21 protein-coding genes are annotated in these 17047 nt (G+C 66.5%); 10 read left to right on the top strand and 11 right to left on the bottom strand.

The features are described from left to right. Positions 1-49: 49 nt before the first annotated feature. The gene (locus tag SLG_RS20170; RefSeq protein ID WP_014074670.1) at positions 50-826 is read left to right on the top strand and encodes a hypothetical protein; all 777 of its coding nucleotides are present in this window, start codon (positions 50-52) and stop codon (positions 824-826) included. A gap of 84 nt (positions 827-910) precedes the next feature. Then, entirely contained in the window at positions 911-1444 is a 534-nt protein-coding gene (locus tag SLG_RS01680) for a COG3650 family protein (protein WP_014074669.1), read from the top strand. A 134-nt stretch (positions 1445-1578) separates the two neighbouring features. On the opposite strand, the gene SLG_RS01675 is transcribed toward SLG_RS01680, so the two are convergent. The 3 genes from SLG_RS01675 to SLG_RS01665 form a co-directional block, all read right to left on the bottom strand. Beyond that, entirely contained in the window at positions 1579-1887 is a 309-nt protein-coding gene (locus SLG_RS01675) for an alkylphosphonate utilization protein (RefSeq protein WP_014074668.1), read from the bottom strand. Between the two features lie 97 nt (positions 1888-1984). Then, the gene (locus SLG_RS01670; protein WP_014074667.1) at positions 1985-2761 is read right to left on the bottom strand and encodes a transglutaminase-like domain-containing protein; all 777 of its coding nucleotides are present in this window, start codon (positions 2759-2761) and stop codon (positions 1985-1987) included. Positions 2762-2846: 85 nt separating this feature from the next. Next, complete coding sequence (locus tag SLG_RS01665; protein ID WP_014074666.1) at positions 2847-3089, bottom strand: DUF2061 domain-containing protein; 243 nt, start codon at positions 3087-3089, stop codon at positions 2847-2849. 201 nt (positions 3090-3290) lie between these two features. Between SLG_RS01665 and SLG_RS01660 the strand changes: the two genes are divergently transcribed. From SLG_RS01660 to SLG_RS01650, 3 genes are all read left to right on the top strand, one after another. Next, complete coding sequence (locus SLG_RS01660) at positions 3291-4838, top strand: hypothetical protein (protein ID WP_148276460.1); 1548 nt, start codon at positions 3291-3293, stop codon at positions 4836-4838. A gap of 40 nt (positions 4839-4878) precedes the next feature. Next, positions 4879-5682: a DODA-type extradiol aromatic ring-opening family dioxygenase gene (locus tag SLG_RS01655; RefSeq protein ID WP_014074664.1), complete on the top strand. Its 804-nt coding sequence runs from the start codon at positions 4879-4881 to the stop codon at positions 5680-5682. Positions 5683-5750: 68 nt separating this feature from the next. Beyond that, positions 5751-6329, top strand: a complete 579-nt coding sequence (locus SLG_RS01650) for a 2'-5' RNA ligase family protein (protein WP_014074663.1) — start codon at positions 5751-5753, stop codon at positions 6327-6329. Positions 6330-6340: 11 nt separating this feature from the next. Here the strand turns inward: SLG_RS01650 and SLG_RS01645 are convergent, their stop codons facing one another. Continuing rightward, complete coding sequence (locus SLG_RS01645; protein WP_014074662.1) at positions 6341-6775, bottom strand: cupin domain-containing protein; 435 nt, start codon at positions 6773-6775, stop codon at positions 6341-6343. 80 nt (positions 6776-6855) lie between these two features. On the opposite strand from SLG_RS01645, the gene SLG_RS01640 reads away from it, so the two are divergent. Both SLG_RS01640 and SLG_RS01635 read left to right on the top strand, forming a co-directional pair. Next, on the top strand, positions 6856-7503 hold the full coding sequence (locus SLG_RS01640) for an SOS response-associated peptidase (protein WP_014074661.1): 648 nt from the start codon (positions 6856-6858) through the stop codon (positions 7501-7503). Positions 7504-7637: 134 nt separating this feature from the next. Next, positions 7638-8894, top strand: a complete 1257-nt coding sequence (locus SLG_RS01635; protein ID WP_014074660.1) for a gallate dioxygenase — start codon at positions 7638-7640, stop codon at positions 8892-8894. A 43-nt stretch (positions 8895-8937) separates the two neighbouring features. On the opposite strand, the gene SLG_RS01630 is transcribed toward SLG_RS01635, so the two are convergent. From SLG_RS01630 to SLG_RS01600, 7 genes are all read right to left on the bottom strand, one after another. Continuing rightward, positions 8938-9558 carry a MarC family protein gene (locus tag SLG_RS01630; protein ID WP_014074659.1) on the bottom strand — a complete coding sequence of 207 codons (621 nt, stop codon included), beginning with the start codon at positions 9556-9558 and terminating at the stop codon, positions 8938-8940. Then, positions 9555-10271, bottom strand: coding sequence for a hypothetical protein (locus tag SLG_RS20165; RefSeq protein ID WP_014074658.1), 717 nt, complete (start codon positions 10269-10271; stop codon positions 9555-9557). The genes SLG_RS01630 and SLG_RS20165 overlap by 4 nt, the downstream gene beginning before the upstream one ends. Continuing rightward, positions 10268-11164, bottom strand: coding sequence for a bifunctional methylenetetrahydrofolate dehydrogenase/methenyltetrahydrofolate cyclohydrolase FolD (folD, locus tag SLG_RS01620; protein ID WP_014074657.1), 897 nt, complete (start codon positions 11162-11164; stop codon positions 10268-10270). Before folD ends, SLG_RS20165 begins: the two co-directional genes overlap by 4 nt. Next, positions 11161-11454 carry a DUF167 family protein gene (locus SLG_RS01615; RefSeq protein WP_041392367.1) on the bottom strand — a complete coding sequence of 98 codons (294 nt, stop codon included), beginning with the start codon at positions 11452-11454 and terminating at the stop codon, positions 11161-11163. Before SLG_RS01615 ends, folD begins: the two co-directional genes overlap by 4 nt. Positions 11455-11490: 36 nt before the next feature. Next, positions 11491-11784, bottom strand: a complete 294-nt coding sequence (locus tag SLG_RS01610) for a YggT family protein (protein ID WP_014074655.1) — start codon at positions 11782-11784, stop codon at positions 11491-11493. Positions 11785-11925: 141 nt separating this feature from the next. Beyond that, a complete protein-coding gene (gene argB, locus SLG_RS01605; protein WP_041391673.1) occupies positions 11926-12843 on the bottom strand; it encodes an acetylglutamate kinase in 918 nt (305 codons plus the stop codon). A 58-nt stretch (positions 12844-12901) separates the two neighbouring features. Then, positions 12902-13594, bottom strand: coding sequence for a queuosine precursor transporter (locus SLG_RS01600; protein ID WP_014074653.1), 693 nt, complete (start codon positions 13592-13594; stop codon positions 12902-12904). Between the two features lie 238 nt (positions 13595-13832). Here SLG_RS01600 and SLG_RS01595 point away from each other — a divergent pair, with 238 nt between their 5' ends. From SLG_RS01595 to SLG_RS01585, 3 genes are all read left to right on the top strand, one after another. Next, on the top strand, positions 13833-15161 hold the full coding sequence (locus SLG_RS01595; RefSeq protein ID WP_014074652.1) for an amidohydrolase: 1329 nt from the start codon (positions 13833-13835) through the stop codon (positions 15159-15161). Positions 15162-15182: 21 nt separating this feature from the next. Next, positions 15183-15635, top strand: coding sequence for a hypothetical protein (locus tag SLG_RS01590; protein ID WP_014074651.1), 453 nt, complete (start codon positions 15183-15185; stop codon positions 15633-15635). A 172-nt stretch (positions 15636-15807) separates the two neighbouring features. After that, the gene (locus SLG_RS01585; protein WP_014074650.1) at positions 15808-17040 is read left to right on the top strand and encodes a NupC/NupG family nucleoside CNT transporter; all 1233 of its coding nucleotides are present in this window, start codon (positions 15808-15810) and stop codon (positions 17038-17040) included. Positions 17041-17047: the final 7 nt, after the last annotated feature.

The following is a 17047-nucleotide window of genomic DNA, read 5'->3' as shown; positions in this document are numbered from 1 at the left end:
CCGTCGAAAAAGCTGTCCTACACGGCCCTTTTCATGGCCCCATGCACGCATGAGCAAGCACAAGCAGCCCCGGGCCGGCTTCCATGGCCCCGATGAGCCCGATTTCGCCTTCGAGCCCGTCATCGTGCGCAAGCGTCATGATGGCTGGACAGCGGAAAGGCAAATGACCTTCATCCAGGCACTGGCCGAGAGCGGCTGCGTCACGGAGGCGTGCGCGCGGGTCGGCATGTCGGTCAACTCGGCCTATGCCCTGCGCGCGCGCCTTGATGCGCAGAGCTTCCGCTTCGCATGGGAGGCGGCGCTGGATCATGCCGTCCAGCGCCTGTCCGATGCCGCCTTCAGCCGCGCGTTGAACGGCGTGGCGCGCCCGGTCTTCTTCCAGGGCGAGCAGATCGGCGAGCGGCGCTATTATGACGAGAATCTCACCCGTTTCCTGCTGCGCTATCGCGATCCCATCCGCTACGGCAAGTTTAACGACCAACATATATTCGAGCGCGATGATCCCGATGCGGTAGTGCTCGACTTCTCCCGTCTGCTGCTGCGTATGCTCAAGGACGGCCATGCGTATGACGCGGGCGAGCCGCTCCCGAAACACGAGCCTTATCGGCCGCGCCTGTCGACGGTCGAGGAGATCGGGCGCTTCTGGGCCCAGTTCGAGACACTCAGGAACGCGTACAAGCCGCAGAAGCCCAAGGCCGACCACTCGAAAACGTCGGAAACGGAAGACTGGGACTGGGAGGCTTTCATGAAAGAGGTGGAAGCGGAAGATGAGGACGCGGAAGATGAGGGAGCGGAAGATGATGCCCCCGTGTCGTCATCTTCGTGAACTTCCGGGGCTCGAGGCGCCCCCGCCCCCGGCCCCGCGCATTCCCCCTGTTCCAGCCTGCCCTGCCCATGGCATAGGCGCGGCATGACACGCACCGCCATCGTCCCCGCCGGCCGCCCGCTGCGCCCCGCCGCTGCCGCCACCCCCGCAAATCCCGCGCGAAAGGGACGTGCGCGCGCTCTGGTGATGGCGCTGGCGCTTCCCGCAGCGCTCGCCGCCTGCCACGCCGGCGGGACGAACGGTGCGGAGATCCCCGGCGATCGGCGCGATACCCAGCCTTATGAAGGCGTGGCGCCGGACGATATCTTGCGCATCGTCGGCACGGAGCCCTTCTGGTCCGGCGAGATCAGGGGCGAGACGATGATCTGGAAGACGCCGGAGCGCCCGGAAGGCCAGCGCGTGGCGCTCGCCCGCTTCAACGGGCGCGGCGGCTTCTCCTACAGCGGCACGATCGACGGCACGGGCATCACCATGGCCGTGACGCCAGGCGCGTGCAGCGACGGCATGTCCGACCGGACCTATCCCTTCGTCGTCACGCTACAGATGGGCGAGGCCGCGCTGCGCCATGGCTGCGGCTGGTCAGGCAAATATCCCTTCGAGGGCGACAAGGCGCCCTGAGAGTCTTCGGGAGCGGCGCGTCGGGGGCGCAGTTCCATTCGGCACCGGCCCGCTCCCCCACCCGGCCACCCAACGGCAGTATGATATGGGTGGCCGGGTGGGGGAGCGGGCCGGTGCCGCAGATAAAAAGCCGCTCAGCGCTTCTTCACGAACTCGGCGCGCAGCACGAGGCCCTTGATGCCCTCGAACCTGCAGTCGATTTCCTGGGGGTCGCCAGTGAGGCGGATGGACTTGATGAGCGTGCCGCGCTTGAGCGTCTGGCCCGCGCCCTTGACCTCCAGGTCCTTGATGAGCGTCACCTGGTCGCCATCGGCGAGGAGATTGCCCACCGCGTCCCGCACTTCCACGGTGTCTGCTGCCGCGCGCTGCGCCGCCAGTTGCGAGGCCGGCATCCACTCGCCGCTCGCCTCGTCATAGACATAGTCTTCTTCGCTGTCGCTCATGCCCTGGTCCTTCCCGCCCCACGCGTCCGGGGCGGCATGGCCGCTGGCAGCGGCGATGTCCAGTGCCGGAGGGCGGCAAAGGCGCCCGCTCCGAGCGCTACAGGGCCGTGACCTCCACGCTCTGGCCGACCATGTTGGCGAACCCGAAGGCCGTGAGAAATGCGACGTCGGCCGCGTCCCGCCCGATGCCGATCTTGGCCATCTCGCCTTCCTGCGCCATCCCGGTCGCATCCACCAGATGCCACTCGCCATCCAGGAAGACTTCCGCGACGGCATGGAAATCGGGCGGATTGACCGAGGGGGCATAGACGCTGGCGAAGCGCGCCGGGATGGTCGAGGCGCGGGCGAGCGTGACGAGCAGATGCGCGAAATCCCGGCAGATGCCCTCGCGCTGCACGAAGGTGTCCATCGCGTCGGTCTGCGGCGTGCTGGAGCCGGGGACATAGCGGAAGCGCTGGTGGATATAATCGCGCAGCGCCGCAATGCGCGCGCCCCCGCTCAGCGGGCCGAACTCGCCTTCCACGAAGCTGCGGAAGCGGGTGGCCGGGCAATAGAGGCTGTCGAGCAGATAAGGCACGGTGGGGCCGGGCAGAAGGTGCGGCGGCACGGCTTCCAGCCCCGAGATGTCCGCCAGCTTCCGGTTGATGTCCACGGTGGCGCGGTAATCGACGCTCAGCCGCTCGGCGACGCGCAGGGAGATGCGCTCGCCAATGTTATCCTGCGCGGGCACCCGCGCGAAATGCTCGTGCTCACCGAGCTGGATCACGGCGTCCGACACCGCCTGTTCGGGCAGATGCGCGGCCTCGACATGGAGGAGCAGGTCAGTGGGCGCCGGGACGGAATAGTCGAGCGTGGCGTGGATCTGGAGTTTCATGGCCCCTCAATGCCCGGCACCGCTTTTGGTGGCGGGCGGCGCGAGAAAATCATCCGGCACCGGCGCCGCAGTGATTCGGGGGGCTTCAACCATGCGCCACGGCGTCGCGCAAGAAGGGATCCAGAGTCGAGCCCGGGCGGACCGCGCGCGCATCGGCCCGCTTCCATGCCTTCTCGTGGAAGAAGAAGGCCACGGCGTTGATGCAGGGCTCGATGAGGGCAATGCCGCCGGCAAGGCCCACCGAACCGGTGAAGGCATAAGCCACCGAGAAGCCGACGATGAGGTGGATCGACAGATAAGTGAAGGTCTTGAGCAGGTCGCGCGGCATGGCGGAGGTCCCTTGTGGAAGGGCTCCTATTTATTGCGAACGATTATCAACTTCAAGAAAGCAAAGATGCGCAGTCTGATCGCTACAATCGATCAACAGCCTGACCGACCCCGCTTTGCCGGGAGTTGTCGGCCGCACCGGGAGCGGTTAGGAGAAAGCCGGCCATTGCCGCAGCAAAGGGGGGTTTTTGCTATGGGCAGGATGCTCCTGCTGCTTATCGCCATGCTGGTGATGCCTGCCGCCGCGCAGGCCAAATGGCTCGAAGCCTCGTCCGCCCACTTCGTCATCTACGCCAACGACACGGAAGAGGAGCTGCGCCAGTTCTCGGACCAGCTTGAACGCTATCACAGCGGCATGGCCTTCCTGCTGAACGCGGGCAAGGAGCCGCCCAGCCCCTCCAATCGCGTCACCATATTCGTGGTGAAGAACGAGCGGGAGGTACGCAAGCTGGCGCGCGACAACTCCGGCTTCGTCTACGCTTTCTACAAGCCGCGCGCAGGCGCCTCGATCGCGGTCACGCCCCGTGTCAACACCGGCACGGGCCGGCTCGACTTCTCGATGATCGCGCTGCTCCACGAATATACGCATCACTTCCTTTATTCGATCGCCCAGTTTCCCTGGCCGCTCTGGTTCATGGAAGGTTCGGCGGAATTCTTCGCCTCGGCGCAGTTCAGCCGGGACGGCACGGTGATGCTCGGCATGCCGGCCCGGCACCGGGCGGCAGAGCTTTTCTACGTGCCGGACGTCACCGCGCGCGACCTGCTGGACCCGGAAAGCTACGAGAAGAAGAAGAACCGCCGGGGCTACGACGCTTATTACGGCAAGTCCTGGCTGCTCTATCATTATCTGTCGCTGGAGAAGAGCCGCAGCGGGCAGCTCAAGAAATATCTCTCGCTGCTCCAGAGCGGCAAGCGCTCCGTGGACGCCGCGCAGGAAGCCTTCGGCGATCTCGATGTGCTGGAGCGCTATGTCGAGCAATATATGAAGCGGCCCCGGCTCAGCTACATTCACCTCTCTCCCGCGCTGATCCAGGCCAGCCCGGTGGCGCTGCGCGAACTGGGCGACGGCGAGGCAGCCATCATGCCGATCCGCATCCGCTCGCAGCTCGGCGTGACGGAAGAGGAAGCGGGGCAAATGTTCACCGAATCAAAGGCCATCGCCGCGCGCTACCCGGGCGATGCGGCCGTGCTGACCGCCCTTGCCGAGGCGGCGCACGACGCGGGCGACGATGATGCCGCGATCCGCGCAGCCGACGCCGCGCTCGCCATCGATCCTCGGCAAGTCAATGCCTATGTCCAGAAAGGTCTCTCACTGTTCCGCAAGGCCGAGAAGGCCGAGGACCCGGAAGCCGCCTATCGCGCGGCGCGCGCCCCCTTCCTCGCGCTCAACAAGCTGGAGAACGACCATCCCCTGCCGTTGGTCTATTATTATCTGGCGTTCGTCGGGCAAGGCGTCACTCCCACCGACACGGCGGTGCAGGCGCTGCAGCGGGCCGTCGAGCTCGCCCCTTTCGATCTCGGCCTGCGTCAGCAGCTCGCCTTCCAGCAGATCCGCGACAAACATTATGACGAGGCGGTCGTCACGCTGGGGCCGGTCGCCTACAATCCGCACGGCGGATCGGGCTCGGCCTTCGCGCGCCGGGTGATCGACCGACTGAACTCCGGCGAAAACCTCGAGGACTTCGACCCGTCGAGCCTCGAGGAGGACTCGCCGGCCGACGAAGGCGCGGCGTCCAGGCCGGAGGAGTGACCCCCTTTTCCCCGACCCCGGCACACGCCACATAAGGTCCATGACGAACGATAAGACCACGCCGCAGCCCAGCCTCTACATTCCCCATGGCGGAGGCCCCTGCTTCTTCATGCCGGATCCGCGCGGCATCTGGCGTGAGATGGAGAACTATCTGCGCGATATGACGACACGCCTCCCCCGGCGGCCGCAGGCAATCCTGCTCATCTCCGCCCATTGGGAGACGACGGGCTTCGCACTCACCGGCGCGGAGCGACCGGGCCTGATCTACGATTATTACGGCTTCCCGCCCGAGACCTATGAAATTGCTTATCCCGTGCCCGGCGCACCCTGGCTGGCGCAACGGGCGGCAGACCTGCTGCGGGCTGCCGGGCTGGAAGCGACGATCGATCCCGACCGGGGCCTTGACCATGGCGTCTTCATCCCGATGAAAGTCGCTTTTCCCGAGGCGGACATTCCGCTCGTCGAGATGTCGCTCGACGCAAGCCTCGACCCGGCGCTGCACATCCGGGCCGGCGAGGCGATCGCGGCCCTTCGCGAGGAAAATGTGCTCGTGATCGGCTCGGGCATGAGTTTTCACAATCTGCGCGCTTATGGCGATCCGCGCGCGCTGGAGCCCTCCACGCTGTTCGACCAGTGGCTGACGCAGGCCGCGCTTGCACCGGCGGACGCCCGCGCGGAGCGGCTGATCCACTGGAAGGACGCGCCCTATGCCCGCGCCAGCCACCCGCGCGCGGAGCATCTGCTGCCGCTCATGGTCGCGGCCGGCGCATCGTCGTCACCCGGCCGACAGGATTTCGGCGCGGTGGTGATGGAGAGCGCGATCTCGGGGTTCAGCTTTGCGTGAGCCGGCACGGCACTGAAGACGCCATGAAGGATGGACTCCGCCGTCGTTTAGAACATAATAAGAACATCATGAACCTGATTCCTCCCGCCACCGGCGCTCCGAGCCTGACGGCGCATCGCTTCTTCTTCGCGCTCCGGCCCGATCCGGTGACGGCCCGGCGGACCCATGCCTTCGCCGAAAGCGAGTGCGGGCAGACAGGCCTGCTCGAGCCGGAGCGCCTGCACGTCACGCTGGCGCTGACGCCCGACAGGACAGATGCGCCCGCGCCGCTCATCGAAGCGCTGCGGCGGGCGGGCGACACGGTGCGCGCCGCGCCGTTCGATCTGTCGCTCGACCGACTGTCAGCCGGCCGGCACACCATCGCGCTGCGGCCGGGCAGGACCGTGGCGCCGCTGGTGGATCTCCAGGCGCGGATCGTTTCGGCCATGGCCGAGCATGATGTTGCCCTGCGGCCGGACTGGGCATTCAGCCCGCACGAAACGCTCTGCTATCGCAAGGGCGAGCCCTTTTCCCGGCCAGTGACCGGGTTCGGGTGGCCCGTGCGTGACTTCGTGCGGATCCACAGCTTCGTCGGCCTGCACCGGCACGATGTGGTCGCCCGTTGGCCACTCCGCTCGCCGGAGCCCGTGCAGGGCAGCCTGTTCTGAAACGCCTCCGCTCAGCCGCGCGGCGCCCAGCCGGGTTCGGCAAGCGTGAACCCGGCGAACTCGAAGCCCGGCGACACGATGCAGGACACCAGCGTCCAGCCCTGATCCGCCTCGGCCGCCTGCCAGCAATCCGGCGGAATGACATGCTGCGGCACCTGTCCGCAAAGCGCATCGCCGCCGAGACGCAGGGAGGTTATGGGGCCGCTCTCGCCCGGTGCGGTGGAGAGCAGAAGAGGATCGCCTGCATGCCAGAGCCAGATTTCCGTGGCATCCACCTTGTGCCAATGGGACCGTTGCCCCGCCTCCAGCAGGAAATGGATCGCCGTCGCGCCGGCCCGCGCGCCGGGCGCCGCCCCGGCCCGCCATGTCTCCCGGTACCAGCCGCCTTCGGGATGCGGCTGAAGCTGCAGACGCTCGATGAGAGCGCGGGCTTGCGGATCACTCATGGCTCCTGTCTGGCAATGGCCGCGGGGCCGCGCAAGGCTTTCGAGCGCGATCCTGCCTTTTGCCCGGAGCGGTGCCCCGCATGACGCGTCTCTACCGCCTCGATGCACCGGCCGAAGCGGTCGCGGCCATGTTCAGCGCCGATCGCGGCGAGGACCCATGGGCGGGCGGCTATGTGGCGCCGGGCCGCTTCGCACCTGTCATCATCGGCACGGCGCGGGGCGGGCGCCGCATGGTGCCGCGCCTGTGGGGCGTGCCGCCCGCGCCGCTTGCCATGCTCGCCGGGGAGCCGCCCGTCGCGTATGTCCGCAATCTCGACAGCCCGTTCTGGATCGGTTCACTGCGCCACACGGCCTTTCGATGCCTCATACCGGCCACATCCTTCCAGATCTGGTCGCAGGCCGTGGACCCGCGCACCGGGAAACATGCTGTCCACCGGGTTTCGTTGCCCGGATCGCGACCCTTCGCCTTTGCCGGCCTGTGGCGCGATAGCGAGGTGCAGAGCTTCGCACTTCTGACATGCGAGCCGAACAGGCTGCTCGGGGCGATCAATCCCCGCTCCATGCCGGTCATCCTGCATAGGGAGGATCAGGAACACTGGCTGCGCGAAGACTGGAGAACGGCCCGGCGGCTCGTCGCGCCGTTCCCCTCTCAGGCGCTCGAGATCGACAAAGGTCCGCGCCTTGCGCCGGATCAAGGACAGAGCTTGGCCGTGGACGGCCCGGAGTGACCGGATTTTCCGGCCGGTTTCACGCACTGCCCATTCGAAAAAATTTCGTTTGTGTCACATACAGAAGTTCGGCAGTCTGCCGGCATTGCTCAGCACCGGGCGGACCCGGAAGCCGAACATGCAGGAGAGGTCATATGGCAAAGATCATCGGCGGTTTCGCCGTCTCGCATACGCCCACCATCGCGTTCGCCCACGATGCGAACAAATATGACGATCCGGTCTGGGCGCCGATCTTCCAGGGTTTCGAGCCGGTAAAGCAGTGGCTGGCCGAGCAGAAGCCGGACGTGACCTTCTACGTCTACAATGACCACATGACCTCCTTTTTCGAGCATTATTCGCATTTCGCGCTGGGCGTGGGCGAGGAATATTCGCCTGCGGACGAAGGCGGCGGCCAGCGCGACCTGCCGCCGATTAAGGGCGATCCCGAGCTCGCCAAACATATCGCAGAGTGCCTCGTCGCCGACGAATTCGACCTTGCCTACTGGCAGGGCATGGGGCTCGATCACGGGGCCTTCTCGCCGCTGTCCGTGCTGCTGCCGCATGAGCATGGCTGGCCATGCCGGATCGTGCCGCTCCAGTGCGGCGTGCTGCAGCACCCCATCCCCAAGGCGCGGCGCTTCTGGAACTTCGGTCGCTCACTGCGCCGCGCGATCCAGAGCTATCCCAGGGACATCAAGGTCGCGATCGCCGGCACAGGCGGCCTCTCACACCAGGTCCATGGCGAGCGCGCGGGCTTCAACAACACCGAGTGGGACATGGAGTTCATGGAGCGCCTCGCCAACGACCCCGAATCGCTGCTCGGCGCGACCGTGACCGACCTGGCGAAGAAGGGCGGCTGGGAAGGTGCGGAAGTAGTGATGTGGCTGCTGATGCGCGGCGCGCTCTCGCCGGAAGTGAAGACGCTGCACCAGAGCTATTTCCTCCCCTCCATGACGGCCATCGCGACCATGCTCTTCGAGGACCAGGGCGATGCCGCGCCGCCAGCGGAAAGCGACGAGGCACTGCGCGCCCGGGCGAAGCGCGAACTGGCCGGCGTCGAGGAGATCGAGGGCACATATCCCTTCACCATCGACAGGGCCGTGAAGGGCTTCCGCATCAATCACTTCCTGCACCGCCTCATAGAGCCGGACTTCCGCAAGCGCTTCGTCGAGGATCCGGAGGGGCTGTTTGCGGAATCGGACCTCACGGAAGAGGAGAAGAGCCTCATCCGAAACCGCGACTGGATCGGCATGATCCATTACGGCGTGATCTTCTTCATGCTGGAGAAGATGGCGGCCGTGCTGGGCATCGGGAATATCGACGTCTACGCCGCTTTCCGCGGTCTTTCGGTTCCCGAGTTCCAGAAGACCCGCAACGCCGCGATCACTTATTCGGTAGCCGGCAAACAGTAAGCAGCGCCCGAGCGGCCCGCAGCGGGAAATCCCCGCCGGGCCGCTACAGGATGCTGCCCTCCAGCCCGTCGAGCACGAACTGGACGGCGAGCGCGGCCAGGATCACGCCCAGAAGGCGCGTGATGACGGCTTCCACCTGCCCGCCGAACAGCCGCATGATCGGCCCGACCGCCAGCAGCGCGAGGATCATGAGGATGAGATTGGCGGCCAGTGCGGCCAGCACGGCGAAGCTCTCCGGCGCGCCATCTGCCCGTGCCATCAGGAGCATGACCGTGGCGATGGAGCCCGGACCCGCGATCATGGGCATGGCCATGGGGAAGACGGAGACGTCCTCGATCTCGGGCGTCTCCTTCACTTTCTGGGCCCGGTCCTCGCGACGCTGGGTCCGCTTCTCGAACACCATGTCCATGGCAATGAAGAAAAGCATGATACCGCCGGCGATCCGGAAAGCCTCCAGGCTGATGCCGAGCGCGCGCAGCAGCTGCTCGCCAACTGCGGCAAAGCCGACGAGAATGAACGTCGCGACCAGGACGGCGCGGATCGCCATGCGCCGCCGCTGCGCCGATGTCGCATCCGTGGTCAGGCCGTAGAAGATCGGCGCGCAGCCCGGCGGATCGATCACCACGAACAAGGTGACGAAAGCGGAGAGGAACAACTCGATCATGGAGCCGTCTCCGCGACCGGCTCGACCACGCGCAGGACGGATTGCTCGCCATCGGCCTGCCGCATGAACAGCTCGAACACGCGGTTCTTCTCCTCGCGCGCCCAGCGCCAGCGCAGCGAACCATCTGCGGACTGGCCCTCGCCCGAAAGCGGCGGCGGGTTGGCGATCAGCACGGGTGCACGCGCGGGATCATCCCCGCGCCGGTCCGGCCGTGGGCCGCCCGCACAGGTCGCGACCTTGCCCTCGATGACGCCTTCTTCCTGCGCCGGGGGCGGCTTAGTGGTGCCGAAATCCAGAACCCACTTGTAGTCGCCATTCTTCTGGCGGCGCCACACGGTGTAGAAGCTGCCAGCGGTATCATTCGGCCCGCTCCAAGGTCCGGTGGAGAGGGCATAGGTGCCGTCGCACGACACGAAGACGCGATCGGGACGCCAGGAGACGGTTTCGGGAGGATCGGCACGTTTCCGTAGCCAGGTCTGCGCGTTCACCGCGTCCGGCACGAACATGACCGCATCCTTTTCCGCCGTTTCGCGGAAGGCCGTCCACTGCCCCTTCTCCCGCGCCAGCCGGGCAAAGGCGAGCTCCGCCGACACGATGGCGCTGGGATTGGCACTGGGCGCGCCGCGCGGCCGGCGCTGCTGCGCGTCGGCCGCGACCGTGGTCGCGCCGAGCAGCAGCGCGCAGGCCGCGAAGGAGGCAGCCCGGCCGATCAAAGCCCCTCGGGCACCGGCAGGCCGGCACGGACATGCGCCGCGACCAGCGTGTTACGCAGCAGGACGGCAATGGTCATGGGACCGACCCCGCCCGGCACGGGCGTGATCGCCGCGACATGATTGATCGCCTCGGCCGTGGCCACATCGCCCACGATCTTCGTCTTGCCTTCCTCTTCGGCAGGAACGCGATTGATGCCGACATCGATGACCGTGGCGCCGGGCTTGATCCAGCTTCCCTTGACCATCTCCGGCCGGCCCACCGCCGCGACGACGATGTCCGCGCGATGCACGACGCTGGCGATATCATGCGTGCGGCTGTGCGCGATGGTCACCGTGCAGCTCTCGCCAAGCAGAAGCTGCGCCATCGGCTTGCCGACAATGTTCGAGCGGCCGATGACCACCGCTTCCTTGCCGGACAGATCGCCGAGTTCGTCCTTCAGCAGCATCAGACAACCAAGCGGCGTGCATGGCACCAGCGCCGTGGGATCGCCCACCGCCAGCTTGCCGGCATTGACGACATGGAAACCGTCGACATCCTTGGCAGGATCGATCGTGGCGATCACCGCCGCATCGTCGAGATGCTTGGGCAACGGCAACTGGACGAGAATGCCGTCGACACTGTCATCGGCGTTCAGCTCCTCGACCAGTTCGATCAGCTCTTCCTGGCTGATCGTCGCGGGGCGCTTGAACTCCAGGCTCTCCATGCCGACCTCGACCGTCGCCTTGCCCTTGGAGCGCACATAGACACTGCTGGCCGGATCCTCGCCCACCAGCACCACGGCAAGGCCCGGCTTGCGGCCCTTCTGGGCCACGAAACCCGGCACGATATCTGCGATGCGTCCCCGCAGCCCCGCCGCGAAAGCCTTGCCGTCGATTTCCTTGCCCAAAGTCATGCTGTGCTACGCTCCTGTCCGGCAATATCTCTCAAAGACTCTTCAGCCCCCGGATCTGCGCCCGTGAGCCGCAGGCGCTTTAGCCGGTTGGTATCGCCTGTCTCCAGTAAAATCGATGATTGTGGCAGCCGGAGCCGCCTGGCGAGCAGCGCGATGAGCGCCGCGTTGGCCCGGCCCTTGTCCGGCGGCGCAGTGACGCTGACCTGCAGCCAGCGCTGGCCATGCGCGTCCGCGAAAGTACTGCCGATCCGCTCGCGGGCCGCGCGCGGCGTGAGCCGGACGGCGAGCATGAGATCGGCGCCGTCGCGGCGGACCGGCACGCGCCGTCAGAGCAGCAGGGACGCCAGCGCGGTCAGGCCCGGCCCCTGCAGGATGATGATGATGATGAGCACGACCATCGGCGAGAGATCAAGCGCGCCGAGATCGGGCATGATGCGCCGGATCGGCCGGTAGAGCGGTTCCGTCAGTCGATCGAGCGCGATCCAGATGCTGCGCATGATGTCATTGCTCATGTTGATCACATTGAACGCGATGAGCCAGCTCAGGATCGCCTGCACGATGATGATCCACCATGCCACATTGAGCAGGATCGCCAGCGTCTGGATGAGGGCAAGGGCCATGATTTATCCTGTGGAAGAAGGGATGGAGGGAGTCTAGCCCAGCTAATACACCGGGGACAAGCGCTTAGGGGCGAGGCGTGGAAGACCGGCCGGGGAGAGATGTGTCCGCGGCCGTCCGGATGCAAGCCCGCGCCGCACGGCCTAGAGATGCACCAGCGTTCCCGCCCCCTGTCTGGTGAAGACCTCCAGCAGCATGACATGCGGCACGCGCCCATCGAGGATCACGGCGGCATCCACCCCGCCTTCGACCGCCTTCACGCAGGTCTCGACCTTGGGGATCATCCCCCCGGAAATGGTGCCGTCCGCGACCAGCGCGCCGATCTTCGCCGGATCGAGGTCGCTCAGCAGCGCCTTGTCCTTGCTCAGCACGCCCGGAACGTCGGTCAGCAGGAAGAAGCGCCGCGCGTTGAGCTCGGCCGCAATCGCACCGGCCATGGTGTCGGCGTTCACATTGTAAGTCTGGCCATCGGCACCGATGCCGACCGGCGCCACGACCGGAATGATGCCATCACGCGAGAGACTGTCGAGAATGCGCCGGTCGATCCGCACCGGATCGCCGACGAAGCCGAGATCGACATTGCGCTCGATCCCGCTGTTCGGGTCCGGCTCGCGCTTGTCGCCCACTTTCTCGCACAGCACGAGGCCGGCATCCTTGCCGGAAATGCCGACCGCCCGGCCGCCGGCCTGGCTGATCCAGCCCACGATCTCCTTGTTGATGGAGCCGGCCAGGACCATCTCGGCGATCTGCGCGGTCTCCGCATCGGTCACGCGCAGGCCGTTCACGAACTTGCTTTCCACGCCCAGCTTCTTGAGCATGGCGCCGATCTGCGGGCCGCCGCCATGCACGACGACCACGTTGATGCCGACCATCTTCATGAGCACGACATCCTCCGCGAAGTCGCGGGCGGCTTCCGGATCGCCCATGGCATGGCCGCCATATTTCACGACGAACGTCTCGCCGGCATAGCGCTGCATGTAGGGCAGCGCTTCAGTCAGGGTTTCGGCCTTGGCGAGCAGGGCGGGGTCGGGCGCGTGATGATTGGTCATGCGCGCGCGCATAAGCCCTTGCGGGAACAGGCGCAAGAAATGCCGCCGTCCCGGGCCTGTTTCCCCGGGGTCAGCGCGCGTCCAAGCGGCGCGCGAGCGCCACGAAAACATAGATGAGCGGCGGCACCATCAGCGCCGACAGCACGACCTTGGCGAGCATCTGCCCGATGAGCAGGTCGCCGATCGGGAACACGCCGTAGAAGGCAATCGATACGAACAGGAGCGTATCGACGATCTGCGAAAGGATGCTGGCAATTGCGGCGCGCAGCCAGAGCAGGCGACTGCCCTCGCGCCCCTTGAGCCAGGCGAAGAGCGTCACATTGAGCGTCTGCGAAATGCCGTAAGCGATGATGCCGGCCCCCCAGATGCGCGATGTCGCGCCCAACACGAGCTGGATCGCCTCGCGATTGGCCGGCTGCATCTCCTGCGAGGCGGGCAGCCAGTGCACCAGCCAGGAAAGCGCCATGGAGGCAAGCAACGGAACGAAGCCGTAGACGACCAGCCGGTTGGCAAGGGCACGCCCATGCACTTCGGCAACGGCGCTCGACACCACCACGAGCAGCAGGAAGGCAAAGATGCCCGCTTCCACCGCCAACGGCCCCACGCCGAGCAGTGGGCCGATCGCCGACAACGGGCCCAAGGACACCTGCTTGTTGCCGAGCACACCGGCGACGCAAACCATTCCCCCGTAGAAGACCGAGAAGAAGAACAGCGAAGTGGAGAGGCGGGCGCGGGGGAAATCCGGCGTGGAAGAGGCTGGCATGCGCGATCCATATCCACTTTGGCGCCATGCGGAAAGAGCGGCCTTGAGGAGCGTGGCGCAGCGGACTCCTTCCCGCTCCGGTGCCCTCGCCCGGCCGGTGCGCTTTCCTTCGTCGGGGCTGGTCGCTCGGGCCGGCGGAACGGGCGCCCTGCGCGCCCCGGCCGTCTCTTCGCGTCCGCAAAAAATCCCGATGACATCCGCCCCCGCGCTGGATAGGCTCGCCCAAAAGGGGAAATATATGCGCATCACCATCCCGGCCGTCCTGGCGGCCGTTCTTGCCGGCCAGCCCGCGCTTGCCGAGACCGATTACGCCGCCGCGATCCGCGCCGACTACAAGAAGGACCTCGGCGCGATGTGGGAGGACTTCCACCGCAACCCCGAGCTTTCCTTCCGTGAGGACCGCACGGCCGGGAAGATGGCCGCCGCGCTGCGGGCTGTGCCCGGCGTGGTGGTGACGGAGAAGGTGGGCGGCACCGGCGTGGTGGGCGTCCTGAAGAACGGCGCGGGCCCGACCGTGCTGATCCGCGCCGACATGGACGGCCTGCCGGTCGAGGAACGCTCCGGCCTGCCCATGGCCAGCAAGGCGCGTCAGGTCGACATCGACGGGGTGGAGAAGCCGGTCATGCATGCCTGCGGGCATGACACGCACATTACCGGGCTCGTCGCCACCGCGCGGCAGCTGGCGGCCATGAAGGATCGCTGGTCCGGCACCGTTCTGTTCGTTGTCCAGCCGGCAGAAGAGCGGATCGGCGGCGCGATCGCAATGGTGAAGGACGGGCTCTACACGCGCTTTCCCAAGCCAGACTATGCGCTTGCCTTCCATGTCGACGCGTCCCGGCTTGCGGGCACCGTCTCGGCAGCCGAAGGCACGCAATATTCCTCGGCCGACGCGGTCGACGTGATCTTTCCGGGCGTGGGCGCCCACGGCGCGGCGCCGCACATGGGCAAGGACCCGGTGTACATGGCCTCGCAGATGGTGATCGCGCTGCAGGGTCTCATCAGTCGTGAACGCCCCCCGCTCGATCCGGGCGTCATCACCGTGGGCAGTTTCCACGCCGGTTCCAAGCACAACATCATTTCCGAGCAGGCCAAGCTCGAACTCACGGTGCGGGCGAACAACCAGACGGAACGGGATCGGTTGATCGACGGCATCCGCCGCATCGCGAGCAGCATCGCGACGCTGAACGGCATGTCCGAGGACAAAATGCCGGTCGTGAACGTCGTGGAGAGCACGCCGGTCACCGCGAATGATCCCGCGCTCGCCCGGCAGCTCAACGCGGCGGTGGCGCAGGCGCTCGGGCCGGACAAGGTGACGCCTTTCGAACAGAAGACGATGGGTGCGGAAGACTTCGCCTATTTCGTCACGCCGGACACCGGGGTAAAAGGTTATTATATTGCCGTGGGCGGCGCCGAGAAGGCCTGGCTGGACGCCGAGAAGGCGGGCGGCGCGCCGATTGCCTCCCATCACTCCCCGCTGTTCAAGATATCGCCCGAACCGGCCGTAGTAACCGGTGCCACGGCCATGACGGCAGCGGCGCTGGAGCTGCTGGCTCCGCCACGGAGCTAAACCGTCCGGGGAGAGACATGGATGCGATTTCACGAGGAACAGCGGTTCTCCCCCGGCGTGCTCGCGGCAGTGCTAGCCGTCATCGGCGCGGTCGCGATCGCGGCACTGGTCTCCGCGCCGCGCAATGAGGTCGCCGGCGCGCTCGCGTTGCTCGCGGCAGTGGCGGGCATCCTTGCAATCCTCCAATATGCCTTCCGCCTCGTGACCAGGGTGGACGAAACGGAGATCGAGTTCGGCTTTCCGGCCGGACTGCGCCGGCGCGTGCCGCTCACGGACATCGCTCAAGTGGAAGCGGTGGCTTACCGGCCGCTGCGCGATTTCGGCGGGTGGGGGCTCAGGGTCGGGCGCGAGGGACGGATGTACAGCGCGCGCGGCAATCGCGCGGTGAAGATCGTGCTGCGCAACGGCAAGGTGCTCTTCATCGGCTCCCAGCAGCCCGAGAAGCTGGCCGGATCGATTCTCGCGGCCCTCTGAGAAGGCGTTGGGAGGGCCCGAGCGAAGGCGAAGTGCCACAGGTCGCACCGGCCGCGACGGCGCCATCCTCCCGAACCGAGCCACCGGATTGCCGCGGCGCCCCGCCCCTGTATAAGGGGCGACCGTGCCTCCGCCGCTCGGGCCAGGGGGTCAGGGGACCGCGCACTTCTTCATGCCCATCGTCATCGGCCTCGGCGGCATTCTCGCCATCCTCGCCATCGCCTTCCTGCTCTCCAACAACCGGCGCGCCATCCGTCCGCGCGTGGTCGCTTCCGCCTTCGCACTGCAGGCCGGCATCGCGCTGCTGGTGCTCTACGTGCCGGCCGGCAAGGCCATCATCGCCGGCATGGCGCAGGGCGTCTCGAACCTGCTGCATTATGCGCAGGCCGGCACGGATTTCATCTTCGGTCCGCTGGCCCGGCCCGAAGTCGGCGGCACTAGCTTCGCCATCGCCGCGCTGCCGGTCATCATCTTCTTCGCCAGCCTCGTCTCCATCCTTTATTATCTCGGCATCATGCAGCTCGTCGTGCGCTGGGTGGGCGGCGGCATCCAGAAAGTCACCGGCGTCTCGAAAGTGGAGAGCCTGTGCGCCGCCGCGAACGTCTTCGTGGGGCAGAGCGAAAGCCCGCTGGTCATCCGGCCCTATCTCTCCAGCCTCACGCCCGCGCAGCTCTTCACCGTCATGTCGAGCGGCATGGCCGGCGTGGCGGGGACGATCCTCGCGGCTTATGCCTCCATGGGCATCCAGATCGACTATCTGCTCGCCGCGAGCTTCATGGCGGCGCCGGGCGGCATCCTGATGGCCAAGATCATCATGCCGGACCACCCCGACGATGCCGAGATCGAACCGGTGATCCTGCCGGACGCGACGCATGAGGAAGAGAAGCCCGCCAACATCATCATGGCGGCGGCGCAGGGCGCGCAGACCGGCGTCAAACTGGCCGTGGCCGTGGGTGCCATGGTCCTCTCCTTCGTGGCGCTGGTCGCACTTGCGAACGGGCTCCTCGCGGGCGTGGGTGACTGGTTCGGCTATCCCGGCCTCAGCTTCCAGATGCTGCTCGGCAAGATCTTCGCGCCCGTCATGCTGCTGCTCAACATCCCCTGGAGCGAGGCACAGATCGCGGGCGGCCTGTTCGGCACCAAGGTCGTGCTCAACGAATTCGTCGCCTATATCGAGCTCGGCCAGGTCCAGGGCGCGCTTTCCCCGGCCACGATCGCGATCACGACCTTCGCGCTCTGCGGCTTCGCCAATTTCTCGTCCATTGCCATCCAGATGGCGGTCACCGGCAATCTCGCGCCCAATCAACGGCCCATGATCGCGAAACTGGGCATCAAGGCACTGATCGCCGGCAGCCTCGCCAACCTGATGAGTGCGGCGCTGGCGGGGCTGATGCTCAGCCTCTGACGCGCTG

The sequence above is a fragment of the Sphingobium sp. SYK-6 genome (assembly GCF_000283515.1).
GTDB lineage: Bacteria > Pseudomonadota > Alphaproteobacteria > Sphingomonadales > Sphingomonadaceae > Sphingobium > Sphingobium lignivorans.
The sequence above is the reverse complement of the archived record's forward strand: the minus strand, read 5'-3'. Positions and strand labels throughout refer to the sequence as shown.

Excerpts from the sequence above, each read along its gene's own strand:
- SLG_RS20170 (WP_014074670.1), top strand. The coding sequence starts at position 50 with ATGAGCAAGCACAAGCAGCCCCGGGCCGGCTTCCATGGCCCCGATGAG.
- SLG_RS01680 (WP_014074669.1), top strand. The coding sequence starts at position 911 with ATGACACGCACCGCCATCGTCCCCGCCGGCCGCCCGCTGCGCCCCGCC.
- SLG_RS01675 (WP_014074668.1), bottom strand. The coding sequence starts at position 1,887 with ATGAGCGACAGCGAAGAAGACTATGTCTATGACGAGGCGAGCGGCGAG.
- SLG_RS01670 (WP_014074667.1), bottom strand. The coding sequence starts at position 2,761 with ATGAAACTCCAGATCCACGCCACGCTCGACTATTCCGTCCCGGCGCCC.
- SLG_RS01665 (WP_014074666.1), bottom strand. The coding sequence starts at position 3,089 with ATGCCGCGCGACCTGCTCAAGACCTTCACTTATCTGTCGATCCACCTC.
- SLG_RS01660 (WP_148276460.1), top strand. The coding sequence starts at position 3,291 with ATGCTCCTGCTGCTTATCGCCATGCTGGTGATGCCTGCCGCCGCGCAG.
- SLG_RS01655 (WP_014074664.1), top strand. The coding sequence starts at position 4,879 with ATGACGAACGATAAGACCACGCCGCAGCCCAGCCTCTACATTCCCCAT.
- SLG_RS01650 (WP_014074663.1), top strand. The coding sequence starts at position 5,751 with ATGAACCTGATTCCTCCCGCCACCGGCGCTCCGAGCCTGACGGCGCAT.
- SLG_RS01645 (WP_014074662.1), bottom strand. The coding sequence starts at position 6,775 with ATGAGTGATCCGCAAGCCCGCGCTCTCATCGAGCGTCTGCAGCTTCAG.
- SLG_RS01640 (WP_014074661.1), top strand. The coding sequence starts at position 6,856 with ATGACGCGTCTCTACCGCCTCGATGCACCGGCCGAAGCGGTCGCGGCC.
- SLG_RS01635 (WP_014074660.1), top strand. The coding sequence starts at position 7,638 with ATGGCAAAGATCATCGGCGGTTTCGCCGTCTCGCATACGCCCACCATC.
- SLG_RS01630 (WP_014074659.1), bottom strand. The coding sequence starts at position 9,558 with ATGATCGAGTTGTTCCTCTCCGCTTTCGTCACCTTGTTCGTGGTGATC.
- folD (WP_014074657.1), bottom strand. The coding sequence starts at position 11,164 with ATGACTTTGGGCAAGGAAATCGACGGCAAGGCTTTCGCGGCGGGGCTG.
- SLG_RS01615 (WP_041392367.1), bottom strand. The coding sequence starts at position 11,454 with ATGCTCGCCGTCCGGCTCACGCCGCGCGCGGCCCGCGAGCGGATCGGC.
- SLG_RS01610 (WP_014074655.1), bottom strand. The coding sequence starts at position 11,784 with ATGGCCCTTGCCCTCATCCAGACGCTGGCGATCCTGCTCAATGTGGCA.
- argB (WP_041391673.1), bottom strand. The coding sequence starts at position 12,843 with ATGCGCGCGCGCATGACCAATCATCACGCGCCCGACCCCGCCCTGCTC.
- SLG_RS01600 (WP_014074653.1), bottom strand. The coding sequence starts at position 13,594 with ATGCCAGCCTCTTCCACGCCGGATTTCCCCCGCGCCCGCCTCTCCACT.
- SLG_RS01595 (WP_014074652.1), top strand. The coding sequence starts at position 13,833 with ATGCGCATCACCATCCCGGCCGTCCTGGCGGCCGTTCTTGCCGGCCAG.
- SLG_RS01590 (WP_014074651.1), top strand. The coding sequence starts at position 15,183 with ATGCGATTTCACGAGGAACAGCGGTTCTCCCCCGGCGTGCTCGCGGCA.
- SLG_RS01585 (WP_014074650.1), top strand. The coding sequence starts at position 15,808 with ATGCCCATCGTCATCGGCCTCGGCGGCATTCTCGCCATCCTCGCCATC.